We start from the raw sequence: 12154 nt of genomic DNA, 5'->3' as shown, positions 1-12154 counted from the left end.
CTTAAATTTTACAATCTGCCATAATAAAAACATCTGGCCACCATATAATTTAGTTCCCGTAGTTAATAAAAAAGCTGCGAAAAAGTATCCGAAAATGGAAAAAGCCCTTAATGCGGTTGATGCAAAGTTAACGACTAAACAACTAACGGCACTAAATAAAAAGGTCAATGTTGAACATCAAAACTATAAAACTGTCGCTAAAACTTGGTATAACCAAAACTTTAAATAATTTTAAAACGCAATAAGAAGTTTTTTTGTTAAATGATAGTGGGAGGTGATTGCTTGATAGAACAGATATGTCGCTATTTTCAAACTAACAGTGGTCAATACTGGCAATATGTTGGGCAGCATATTACGCTTACATTAGTAACATTAGCAATTTCAATGATGATTGCACTGCCGCTAGGGTACCTTGGATCACGAAATAAGGTAGTTGCTAATTTTTGCGTTGCATTTGCGCAGGTGTTACGAATTATTCCCAGTCTGGCGTTATTATTCCTATTAATCCCGTTTATTGGCACGGGTATCATTCCGGCATTGATAGCATTAGTTGTCCTAGCCTTACCGCCTTTACTCGTCAATACTATTCTTGGGTTTAATGAAGTGAGCCCCCTATATAAAGAAGTAGGGACCGCGTTAGGAATGAACAGCCAGCAATTACGCAGGCAGATAGAGGTCCCATTGGCACTTCCGTATATTTTAAATGGCGTCAAACTAGCAATGGTTGAGATTATTGCAAGTGCGACGTTGGCAACATATATTGGTGCAGGTGGCCTGGGGACGTTGATTTTTACTGGCCTCGGATTATATGACATGACCTATGTAGTAATTGGCGCAGTTAGTGTAGCAATTTTGTCATTGCTTGCTATGACTAGTTTTGATTATTTAATTAGGAAGGTACAAAAACATGACGAAACCAATTATTCAATTTAAACATGTCCAAAAACGATTTGGCGATAATATTATTATTCCGGATTTGAACTTTACAGTTAATCAGGGTGAGTTTGTGACTATCCTTGGTTCATCGGGGTCTGGTAAAACAACTACTTTAAAAATGATAAATGGTCTTTGGCAGCCGAGCGCTGGTGAAATTTTAATCGATGGTCAGCAAATTAGTAAGTTAGACCAAGTTAAGCTACGTCGTCATATGGGGTATGTTGTTCAACAGATCGGCCTCTTTCCTCATATGACAATCGCAGAAAATATTGCGGTGGTTCCGAAAATGCTTCAGTGGTCGCATAGCAAAATTGATCGACGAGTTAAAGAACTATTAGAGCTGGTTCGACTTGAACCAGGGGTCTATGCTAACCGTTATCCGCAGCAACTGTCTGGGGGACAGCAACAACGGGTCGGTGTTGCGCGGGCATTAGCGACTAATCCGCCATATGTCTTGTTTGATGAACCATTTGGTGCTCTTGATGCATTGACGCGAAGTGAGCTGCAGCAAGAGATCAAAAGGATACATGAATCGTTAGCTGATAAGACATTTATGTTTGTAACCCATGATATTAATGAGGCGCTTTTCCTTGGTCAGCGGGTAATGGTGATGCACAAAGGACAAATTGTCCAATTTGCTAGCCCAGAAGTACTTGTTCGTCATCCAGCTACTCCTTTTGTTGAAGAACTGTTGGGAACCGTTCAGCAAAATGAGAATTTATGGAGGCACCAACATGATTGAATACTGGAATGAAAATTGGCCGGTGATGTTGGAAGATGTTCAGCAGCATGCGGTAATGGTGCTTTCGTCACTAGGAATTGCGCTAATAATAGCTATCATAATCATTTTGCTGTTTCTTCGGCGGCGTAATTGGCTTAATGGTTTGGTATATTTCTTTTCTCTACTATATTCAATCCCTAGTTTTGCTTTCTTTGCTCTTCTCTTGCCAGTTTCAGGGTTAGGAATGCGAACAGCTATTATTGTGCTAACGATTTATTCTGAATATGTATTATTGCGGTCATTTATTACGGGGATTCGAGAAGTTGATCCTCAATTGATTGAAGTGGCAACTGGTATGGGGATGACGAAGGGACAAGTCTTTTGTCAAGTCCAGCTCCCGCTTGCTTTACCCGCAATTTTTAGCGGAATTCAGGTTGCTTTAGCTTCTACGATGGCAATGGCAACGATTGCTGCCACAATCAGTGCAGGTGGTTTGGGACAATTACTATTTGAAGGCCTACAGGGTCAGCAAGTGGTACCGATTTTATGGGGAACGGTTTTGACAATGGCCTTAACATTAGTCTGCGCTGGGATTGTTCAGTTTTTTGCTTGGTTGCTAACGCATCGGTGGAAAGGAGTAATGGAAAAATGAAAGCAGTTGTTATAAAAAAAGCGGGTGGCCCCGATCAGCTTATTTATCAAGATGTGCCAACGCCAAAGGTAAGACCAGGCTGGTCACTAGTTAAAGTGATGGGGTTTGGCATTAATCATTCAGAAATTTTTACGCGAAAAGGATTATCACTAACAGTTAAATTTCCGCGTATTCTTGGGATTGAATGTGTAGGTTTGATTGAACAGACGACTGATCCGAAGCGCCTGCCAAAAGGGCAAAAAGTAGTTTCGATAATGGGCGAAATGGGACGTGCTTTTGACGGTTCTTATGCGGAATATGTTTTGCTGCCTAATGAGCAGATATACCCAGTAGAAACGCGGCTAGACTGGGAAACACTAGCAACAATTCCTGAGACTTACTATACTGCCTATGGTTCCTTGCTTAATCTTCGCTTGCAATCAGGAGAAAGTGTTTTAGTCCGCGGTGGGAGCAGTGGTGTTGGGATTGCCTTTATGAAATTGGTGCGCGCGCTCTTTCCAGATATTCGTGTTACAGGAACAACGAGGCGTTCACAAAAGGCGGATCAACTAATCTCGGCAGGCTATGATGATGTGGTTTTTGATCAGCAAGGTCACCTAAAAACGGAGCTAAAATTTGATAAGATCTTTGAATTGATTGGGCCGGCGACAGTTAAGGATAGTTTTAAACACACTAACCCCGGCGGAATTGTCTGCAGTACAGGGGAATTAGGGAATAAATGGTACCTTGAAAAGTTTGATCCCATTATGGATATTGCACCTAATAGTTATCTTACGAGTTTTTATTCTGGCAACGTTGATCAACAAAAACTCAATGGGTTGTTAAGACTAATTAGCGAAAAAGGAGTTGCTGTTAAACCGGTCAAGGTGTTTCGGCTAGATCAATTACCATCGGCCCACCGTTATTTAGAGAGCCACGATAGTTTTGGTAAAGTAATCGTTTTAAATCAAGCAGATGAGTAGCTAATAAAGTAAAAGCAAGCGTAAAATAAGACTACTAAAAGGATGGAGGTAGTCAGAATGAAAAAAGAAGAGTTAAAAAAACGTCTTTCGCCAATTCAATATGCAGTTACCCAAGAAGCTGCTACTGAACAACCTTTTACGGGTAAATATGATCATTTTGATGAACCGGGAATATACGTCGATGTTGTTAGCGGTGAGCCGCTTTTTTCTTCTCGCGATAAATATGATTCTGGTTGTGGCTGGCCTGCTTTCACAAAGCCGATTGCCAAACGAGTAATTAAGGAAAAACGTGACCAGTCGTTTGGGATGGAACGTACTGAGGTAAGAAGTAAAGCGGCAGACTCCCACCTGGGTCATGTTTTTACTGATGGGCCAGTCGACCAGGGCGGTCTCCGTTACTGCATCAATTCGGCAGCGTTGAGGTTTATTCCAGCCGCACAACTTGCTGATGAAGGCTATGGCGAATATGCTAAATTATTTAATAATTGATTGCATGAACGAAACTAAGCTAAAAATTATGAGGATAATAAAAAATTCGAGCTCAGACTAACAGTCACAGTTCGAATTTTTTGATGTTATTTAGTTTGGCTTAGTTAAGTCGATGTTGGTGCTTACCGCCAATGAACAAACTAATAATAGAAGCTAAAAGAATTGCAGAAAAACTAACTACAGCGATTACGTTACTTAATAATGACATCATGGTAAACACCCTTTCTTAAATAATCTACTGTTATCGCTTTCATCGACTATATTATAACATTTATAATGCAAAGATGATTCAAATAACGGCTAATAATTTGCTAAGACTTTAGGCAGAAAAAGCTTAGGGAAAACTAATAATAAACTATTTAAGTTGACCTCCTCGTTGATGCCCTAAGAGCTTTTATTCATCTAAAAATTGGTCTGCACAAGCTAAGGCTTTTCCGCCATAAACAGTAGAAGGGCCGCCACCCATCATAATTGCAATATTAATAGTTTCGACAATTTCATCGCGGGTCGCACCAAGTTTAATAGCGCCTTTAACATGCTGGATAATGCATCCCTCACAACGAATTGCGATTGCAATTCCTAAAGCTTCTAGTGCCTTGGTTTTACTATCGAGAACGCCTTCTTCAATTGCAGCATCATGAACGTTTAAAAATGCTTTGCCTACTTCACCAGTGCTGTTAAAAATATTTTTATTATTAGCCATGATCTCTGCCAATTCTTGATGATAGTCAGTCATAATTAACACCCTTTCTTGATTTTATAAGACAAGTTAACATCCTATGACTATTGTAACCGTTTTCTTTAACGTGAGATAGTAAAAAGACTAGGAAACTATTTCCTAGTCTTTTTACTAAAATAAGGCTTATTAAGAAAAGAAGTTACGGACAATTTGCTTATAAGCTTTGATGGTTGCAAGATAACTTGAAATTGTCGTAAATTCATCAGTTTGATGGGCTGCATTCCATGAATCACAGCCAAGCACAACAACCGGTAACTCGGGGCGGTGAAGGGTGAAGACGCTGGCGTCAGTAGCACCGTTAATAATATCAAGCTTAACATCATTAGGATAGTTTCTTTGGGCCGCATCTAGCGAAATTTGGACGAATTGGTTAGCGGGATCAGTTGCGATTGGATAGAAATCCTGAATGACCTTCAATTCCAGTTGGAATGGCGTAGTGTGATTGATGTATTCAAGGGTATCTTGGAGTCTGTCAATGACTTTTTCGTTATTAAAGACCGCGGTTGGCCGGATATTCCCGTGAAGAGTTGCGCTATCAGGAATAGTATTCACTTGGTCACCGCCATTGAAAATAGTGATACTGTGTTGAACTTTTCCAAGATATTGATCATCCTTAGCATCGTCAAAGAGGTGTTTTTCTTCTTCGACAAATTTAAGCAATCCTTCAATAGCATTAATCCCTTGGTCGGGGTGCGAACTATGGCATGATTTACCAAAACTTGTAACACGGTAATTCATACTACCAGAGTGAGCAAAAATAACATTGCCGCCAGTGGGTTCGCCTACTACCAGTGCATCTAAGTCAGCAGCAGCCCCTTGCTTTTCAAGACGGTAGGCGCCTGGAGTTCCTAACTCTTCACCGGCTGTAGCAATAAAACGGACTTTACCAGCTGGAAGTTGCCCAGCTTCTTTTAATTCGATGAGGGCCAGCGCTTGGGCCGCTAAGCCGCTTTTCATGTCTGCGGAACCACGGCCATATACGCGGTCACCGACAATTTCACCGCTAAATGGAGGATATTGCCAGCGATCAGGGTTAGGCACAGCAACTGTATCTTGGTGACCGGTAAATCCAAGGATACGTGAGTCTTCTCCAGTGCCGATTTCGGCAATTAAGTTTGCGCGACGGTCACCGAATTCATCAACTTTCACCTCGATACCGTGGGAGGATAGTAACTTTTGAAGATAATGGGCTACTTCCGCCTCATTGCCATTAACAGTGTGAATTTGAATTAAGTCTTGCAATACCTTTACTTTTTCGCTGGTTTCCATAATGGACCTCCTTTTTTAACGATCTTGGTGATTAAGCTTTTTAGCGAGGAAATCACCAATAACTTGAATAATTAAAACAAATAGTAATACAAGTAGGGTCGCAACCAGGGTAACGTCATTATTGAAGCGGTCATAACCATATGAAATAGCGGTGTTACCAAGACCACCGGCACCGATTGCCCCGGCCATTGCTGTTAAACTTACTAAACTGATTAAGGTTACTGTGGAAACACGTACTAATTCTGAACGGGATTCACGCAGGTAAACATCAGTAATAATATCCCAGTTGGTTGCTCCGATTGCTTGCGCTGCTTCAACTTTTCCATGGTCGACACTTTCAAGAGCAACTTGGACTTGCCGTGCATAGAAAGCAAAAACGCCAAGAGAAAGCGGTACTAATGCAGCAGTTGTCCCGATTTGGGTTCCCACAATTAATTGGGTGAAGGGGGCAATGAAGGCCAGTAAGATAATAAATGGGATTGCTCGAAAAATTGAAACAACTTTGTCGACGATGTTAAAGACAACGCGGTTTTCAAGAATACCGCCTGGTTCGGTAATTACAAGGGCAACTCCAAAGACTAATCCTAAAATTCCGCCAAAAATAGCTGGCCAAAAAGTCATGTAAATTGTTTGAATGATTGAGGTACCCCAACCATTGTCACCACCCCAGCCGAGTTGAATTACGTTTGGTATAAGATTATTCATTCCAAATCCTCCGATCATCAATCTTGGTTACAGTAACATTGTTTGCTCGTAAGAAGTCAATTGCTTGTTTACGCTTATCAGCATCCCCCTTAATCACAACGAACAGGGTTCCTACTGGCGAACCAGCAAGTACTTCGATATTGCCATAAAGCATGCTTGCTTCAACTTGGAGCTTTTTGTATAGCTCAATAATAATTGACTTTGTAACATTATTAGCATCGTAAACCAATTGAAGCAGTTCTTCGTCATCATTTAAGTGCTCAAGGTCGAACGCCTTCAATGTATCAACAGCTGCTAATGAACCACCAACGAATTGACGGGTAAGTTCTTGCTGTGGTTGTAAGAATACTTTTTGAAGGGTTCCTCGTTCGATGATTTGCCCATATTCCATAACTGCAATTTTATTAGCAACGCGCTTAACTGCATCCATTTCGTGGGTAATCAGAACGATTGTTAAACCTAGCTTCTCATTTAAGCGTTTTAAGAGGTCTAAGATCTGATTTGTGTTTTGCGGGTCAAGGGCAGAGGTTGCTTCATCTGAGATTAGAATTTCAGGATCATTTGCGAGTGCCCGGGCAATTGATACCCGCTGTTGTTCCCCCCCTGACAATTGTACGGGGTAGAATTCTGCTTTATCTTTTAAGCCAACAAGGTCCAATAATTCAAGTGCCTTCTTTTCTTTGGCATCATCATCAAGTTTAGTATGCTTTAAAGCAAAGAGAACATTTTCAATTACTGATGTTTCATTCAAGAGGTTAAAGTGTTGGAAAATCATACCAATCTTACGCCGCTTTTCTTGAAGTTCCTTATTACTAATTTGTTGGTGATGATCCTTAAAGAAAACTGTTCCATTAATAGTAACAGTTCCTTCAGAGGGAAGCTGGAGGAGGTTGATGGTCCGTACTAACGTTGACTTTCCGGCACCAGAATAACCAACGATGCCGTAGATATCACCTTGTTCTACTTTGAGGGTGACATCTTTAACTGCATGAACAACATGTTTTCGTTGTTTGAAGGTCACACTAATGTTATCTAAATCAATAATGGGATTTGTCATGGTAGTCCTCCTTATTTATTGAAGTTAAGATCCCAAGCTGGAATTTCTGCTGTACCGTAAAGTTTCTTGATTTCTTGCTTTGTCTTTTCTGTTTGGTAAGCCTTAACGACATCTTTGTAGATTTTATTGTTCTTTTGACTGTCTTTGGCGGCAATAATGTTAACCCATTGCTTAGAGTCTTTATTAATTGGTTCAACAAAGATAGCACTCTTGTAATTGAGTCCGGCTGCTTGAGCATAGTTAGTATTCACAACTGCAGCATCAACATCGTCTAATGAACGGGCAGTTTGATCGGCGGCTAATTCTTTAATTTTAAGATCGCGTGGATTCTTGGAAATCGAACTAACGGTAGCGAGCTTAGTACCCTTCTTTAATTCAATTAGACCAGCATTCTTTAATGCGAAGAGGGCCCGTGATTCGTTTGAGGCATCGTTTGGCACGGCGATTGTTCCGCCATCAGGAATTTCTTTAACACTCTTGTATTGCTTGGAGTAAAGGCGAATTGGTGTAATGTAAGTATCACCAATTGAAACAAGGTCAGTCTTGTGTGCTTTATTCCATGTTTGCAAGAAAAGCTTGTGTTGGAATGAGTTTAAGTCAACGTCACCATTTTCTAGCGCCTTGTTAGGTTGGTTGTAATCGGTGAATCGTTTGAACTTTAAGGTAACATTGTACTTATCTTTGGCAGTCTTGCTTACAGTTTTCCAGATTTCATCATCTTGTTTTGATCCAGCCATGATCCCAATCGTAACCGTCCGCTTTGCTTGTTCTTGAGGACGGATAAAGCTAAAGTAACCGGCAATAACAACGATTAAAGCAACGACAATCCAGATAATAGCATTTCTCTTCTTCTTACTCTTCATAATAAAAACTCCCTTTCAAGTTATACTTTTCTTCTTGGTAATTGAACGTTAATGTAGGAAACAAAAAAGCACTCATCCCTTAATTAAAGGACGAGTGCTCCGCGTTACCACCTTTATTCGCTAGATCCTCACAGATCTAGCCTCAGTAGGTTACTCTAATAAAATAATTAGAATTACCTAGCACTAGTAACGTGTGCTAACCCGTTATCGACTAACAATCATCGATACCATTCCAAGCCCATCTTCAGTACCTAGGCTTACTCCTTTACACCACCCAGAAGCTCTCTGAAAAGTTTCAGTACTTACTCTGCTTTTCGATATGTTTTAACGTTCAATTAATTATTATGTGTTTCATTATAATGATTCTCTAATTTTTGTCAACAACTTTTTTAATTGGAATTGTTTGTTTGGGAAGATTAAGCATCACCTAGTAATTATTGCTAACAAATATATTAAAACAAGCTTGAATAAATTCATATATGTATGCTCCTGATTTGAATAAAAAGAAATAAGAGCGCATTAAAATGCTCTGGTAATGAAAAGATGATTATGCTAGTATTAGAAAAAAGTTAGAAACTAGCGTGATTGAAAGGGGACTTAGTAATGACACGAAAAGTTGGTGTTATCGGTATGGGAAATGTAGGAGCAACAGTTGCACATTATATTGTTGCAATGGGCTTCGCTGATGACTTAGTATTAATTGATAAAAATGAAGCAAAGGTTAAGGCTGATGCATTAGATTTTGAAGATGCAATGGCTAACCTACCTTTCCATACTAATATTACTGTTAATGACTACAGTGCATTAAAGGATGCGGATGTAATTGTTTCAGCGCTTGGGAATATTAAACTTCAGGATAACCCCAATGCGGATCGCTTTGCTGAACTGCCTTTTACCCGTCAAGCGGTAAAGGAAGTTGCGCAAAAAATTAAGGATAGTGGCTTCAAGGGAAAAATCGTTGCAATTACTAACCCTGTTGATGTTATTACCTCACTTTACCAAAAAATTACGGGATTACCGAAAAATCATGTCCTAGGAACCGGAACATTATTGGATTCTGCCCGGATGAAGCGAGCAGTTGCTGATCGTCTTCACCTTGATCCGCGATCAGTTGATGGATACAACCTTGGTGAACATGGTAATTCACAATTCACTGCTTGGTCTACAGTACGGGTCTTAGGCAAGCCGTTAACAGAAATTGCTGATAAACGTGGCCTTGACCTAGATCAACTGGATAAGGAAGCGCGGATGGGAGGCTGGACTGTCTTTCAAGGTAAAAAGTACACCAATTACGGGGTTGCAACCGCCGCGGTTAAACTAGTCAACGCAATTTTAAGCGACTCGTTATCAGAATTACCAGTATCTAATTATCGTGAAGAATATGGTGTTTATCTATCATATCCGGCCGTTGTTGGTCGTGATGGGGTAGTTGAACAAGCACAACTTGACTTGACGGATGAAGAATTACAAAAGTTACAAACATCCGCAGACTTTATCAAAGAAAAGTATCAGGAAAGTCTTGAAGCTAAAGATTAAGGGAAAGTTAAATGATTAATCAATGCTGGCATTAAAAGTTTAATCATGATATAGTTATCGTTACCTTACAAAATAAAAGTGGTGTCGTTATTTCAATGGCACCACTTTTATTCTGAATAAATTAAGAAAGGAATTATATCATGACAAAAGAAGTAAAGCGTATAATTTTTGTTGTTCTTTTTTGTGAGTTCTTGATTTGTCTAGGAATGAGTCTTATTTTCCCAGTTGAACCGTTCATTAAAAATGAATACCACTTTACTGCCTTTGACATGGGAGTGATGTCCTCATTATTCGCGTTTGTACAGTTTATTGCTTCTCCCGTTGTTGGCCGTATTTCAGATAAGGTTGGGCGGAAGCCAATGTTAGTATGGGGACTATTAATTTTTGCAATTGCTGAATTTGTTTTTGCGCTAGCTCAGCATTTATGGTTATTTGATTTGTCACGGGCTGTCGATGGGTTGTCAGCAGCGATGTTTGTTCCAACGTCAATGGCATTAGCAGCCGATATTACTAGTGAAAAAGATCGAGCAAAGGTTATCGGTTGGTTATCGGCGGCCTTTAGCGGAGGATTGATCTTAGGACCGGGACTCGGTGGAATGTTAGCACATGTAAACTATAAATTTCCGTTTTGGGTTGCGGGGATATTAGGATTAATCAGTACGATTGTCGCTTGGCAGTTTTTACCTCACGATGAAGACGAGTTACTTAAAAGTGAGACTAAAAATCCTGAAAATGAATTATTAACTGGCGGATGGAGCCAAATTAGGCAAATTATGACGCCAACATTAATAACTCTTTTTGGGATGATTTTTGTTGCGGCGTTTGGCCTTGCGGGTTTTGAAAGTATATATAGCCTATACGTTAATGAAGTTCATAATTTTGACCTTAGTGCAATCGCTTTGGTTTTAACTTTAAATGGAATTATTTCGTTAATTCTACAAGTGTTTTTCTTCGACCGTCTTGTTCGTTGGCTGGGTGAAGTTCGTTTAATGCGTTACAGTTTTTTCCTTAGTGTTATAGGAACGATTTTGGTGATTTACGATCATTCACATTGGCATATCATTGTTGCAACGTTATTTGTCTTTGAAGCTTTTGACTTACTACGGCCTGCAATCACCACTTTATTGACAAAAATGAGTACGGCTAATCAGGGACTATTGAACGGTATCAATATGTCTTTAACAAGTGTCGGAAATATTATCGGTCCCTTGATTAGTGGTTATTTGCTTGATGTAAATTATCAGTATCCATACTTGTTTGTTGCAATTTTCCTGATTATTTCCTGGGTAATAACTTTTATCTTGGGAAAAGAAAGAAAAACGGCAATCGATAATTAGGATGTTATAGGGAGATGTAAACTATGAGTTCATTGTTACTATTGATTGTAATTGGATTAGCAGTAGGAATTTTCGTTATTTCGCTTGGTGGCGGTGGCGGAGCGATTTATCTTGGTGTTTTAACTGCTATTTTTCAACTACCACCAGCGACGGCGGCAGCAACTTCAATTGTAACGGCCCTCCCTGCGCTTATTTTAGGTTCTTTGGCTTATTACCGTAAAGGTTTGATTAACTTTCATTTGGGTAACCGAATGATGATTTCAGCAATTCCAAGTATTTTTGTTGGATATTTAGTGTCGCCATTTATTCCAACTAAAATATACAAGATTGTTATTGGTGGTATTTTGATTTTCTTGGGGGCACAAATTATCTACAAGTTATATCATAATGCGCCTAAAAGACAGTCAACTATTTCCCCGCAGACTGCTAGTATTATCTATGGGATCCTTGGTGGACTAATGGTCGGAATTGCCGGATTAAGTGGTGGTGGTCCAATTACTGCTGGTTTGTTAATTCTCGGCGCGTCAATGGCTAATGCATCTGCTACATCGGCATATGTACTAGTCGGTATGTCAATTGTTGGCGCGCTGTTACACTTAATGGGTGGTTCAGTTGATTGGCATGCTGCTGGTGGTTTAATTATTGGTTCACTTGCGGGATCTGTCCTTGCACCGCCGATTATTATTTGGTTGACGAAAAAACCACAACGGGCTTTTTACATCAAATTATTTATGGGATTTTTTATCATTTTAATGGGTATTAAGACGCTATAAAAAATAGGGAATGGAAAACAACCTTCTCGACAAGACGGTTGGCGAAGTTAGAACGATGATTTACACACCACAGGTTGATTGTCGTTCGTAAAATAGTAGAAGCTGAGAGAAAACA

General features: G+C 39.8%; 14 protein-coding genes and 1 other annotated feature. Of the genes, 9 read left to right on the top strand and 5 right to left on the bottom strand.

What is annotated here, in order from left to right; translation table 11 throughout:
- The 6 genes from DTK66_RS00885 to msrB all read left to right on the top strand — a co-directional run.
- Positions 1-229 (top strand): glycine betaine ABC transporter substrate-binding protein (locus DTK66_RS00885; RefSeq protein ID WP_303645497.1); only part of this gene is annotated, 229 nt, incomplete at its 5' end.
- Between the two features lie 32 nt (positions 230-261).
- The gene (locus tag DTK66_RS00880; protein ID WP_225208938.1) at positions 262-933 is read left to right on the top strand and encodes an ABC transporter permease; all 672 of its coding nucleotides are present in this window, start codon (positions 262-264) and stop codon (positions 931-933) included.
- Complete coding sequence (locus DTK66_RS00875; RefSeq protein ID WP_191667468.1) at positions 908-1678, top strand: ABC transporter ATP-binding protein; 771 nt, start codon at positions 908-910, stop codon at positions 1676-1678. Before DTK66_RS00880 ends, DTK66_RS00875 begins: the two co-directional genes overlap by 26 nt.
- Positions 1671-2309 (top strand): ABC transporter permease, encoded by a 639-nt coding sequence (locus tag DTK66_RS00870; protein WP_153930400.1) that lies wholly within the window; start codon positions 1671-1673, stop codon positions 2307-2309. Before DTK66_RS00875 ends, DTK66_RS00870 begins: the two co-directional genes overlap by 8 nt.
- A complete protein-coding gene (locus tag DTK66_RS00865; protein WP_191667467.1) occupies positions 2306-3271 on the top strand; it encodes a zinc-binding alcohol dehydrogenase family protein in 966 nt (321 codons plus the stop codon). The genes DTK66_RS00870 and DTK66_RS00865 overlap by 4 nt, the downstream gene beginning before the upstream one ends.
- Before the next feature lie 57 nt (positions 3272-3328).
- Positions 3329-3760 (top strand): peptide-methionine (R)-S-oxide reductase MsrB, encoded by a 432-nt coding sequence (gene msrB, locus DTK66_RS00860; protein WP_225208937.1) that lies wholly within the window; start codon positions 3329-3331, stop codon positions 3758-3760.
- Positions 3761-4154: 394 nt separating this feature from the next.
- Here the strand turns inward: msrB and DTK66_RS00855 are convergent, their stop codons facing one another.
- The 5 genes from DTK66_RS00855 to DTK66_RS00835 all read right to left on the bottom strand — a co-directional run bounded on the left by DTK66_RS00855 (position 4155) and on the right by DTK66_RS00835 (position 8393).
- Positions 4155-4496 (bottom strand): carboxymuconolactone decarboxylase family protein, encoded by a 342-nt coding sequence (locus DTK66_RS00855; RefSeq protein WP_153930403.1) that lies wholly within the window; start codon positions 4494-4496, stop codon positions 4155-4157.
- 129 nt (positions 4497-4625) lie between these two features.
- Positions 4626-5768 carry an ArgE/DapE family deacylase gene (locus DTK66_RS00850; protein ID WP_191667465.1) on the bottom strand — a complete coding sequence of 381 codons (1143 nt, stop codon included), beginning with the start codon at positions 5766-5768 and terminating at the stop codon, positions 4626-4628.
- Between the two features lie 15 nt (positions 5769-5783).
- Positions 5784-6491 carry a methionine ABC transporter permease gene (locus DTK66_RS00845; protein WP_370649447.1) on the bottom strand — a complete coding sequence of 236 codons (708 nt, stop codon included), beginning with the start codon at positions 6489-6491 and terminating at the stop codon, positions 5784-5786.
- Positions 6466-7530, bottom strand: coding sequence for a methionine ABC transporter ATP-binding protein (locus DTK66_RS00840; protein ID WP_153930406.1), 1065 nt, complete (start codon positions 7528-7530; stop codon positions 6466-6468). The genes DTK66_RS00845 and DTK66_RS00840 overlap by 26 nt, the downstream gene beginning before the upstream one ends.
- Positions 7531-7541: 11 nt before the next feature.
- On the bottom strand, positions 7542-8393 hold the full coding sequence (locus DTK66_RS00835; protein ID WP_153930407.1) for a MetQ/NlpA family ABC transporter substrate-binding protein: 852 nt from the start codon (positions 8391-8393) through the stop codon (positions 7542-7544).
- A gap of 83 nt (positions 8394-8476) precedes the next feature.
- Positions 8477-8720 (bottom strand) — a binding site (T-box leader).
- 276 nt (positions 8721-8996) lie between these two features.
- Between DTK66_RS00835 and DTK66_RS00830 the strand changes: the two genes are divergently transcribed.
- From DTK66_RS00830 to DTK66_RS00820, 3 genes are all read left to right on the top strand, one after another.
- Positions 8997-9929 (top strand): L-lactate dehydrogenase, encoded by a 933-nt coding sequence (locus DTK66_RS00830; protein ID WP_153930408.1) that lies wholly within the window; start codon positions 8997-8999, stop codon positions 9927-9929.
- A 140-nt stretch (positions 9930-10069) separates the two neighbouring features.
- The gene (locus tag DTK66_RS00825) at positions 10070-11266 is read left to right on the top strand and encodes an MFS transporter (RefSeq protein ID WP_191667464.1); all 1197 of its coding nucleotides are present in this window, start codon (positions 10070-10072) and stop codon (positions 11264-11266) included.
- A gap of 23 nt (positions 11267-11289) precedes the next feature.
- Complete coding sequence (locus DTK66_RS00820; RefSeq protein WP_153930410.1) at positions 11290-12039, top strand: sulfite exporter TauE/SafE family protein; 750 nt, start codon at positions 11290-11292, stop codon at positions 12037-12039.
- Positions 12040-12154 lie beyond the last annotated feature (115 nt).

The sequence above is a fragment of the Limosilactobacillus walteri genome (assembly GCF_014830205.1).
Lineage (GTDB): Bacteria > Bacillota > Bacilli > Lactobacillales > Lactobacillaceae > Limosilactobacillus > Limosilactobacillus walteri.
The sequence above is the reverse complement of the archived record's forward strand: the minus strand, read 5'-3'. Positions and strand labels throughout refer to the sequence as shown.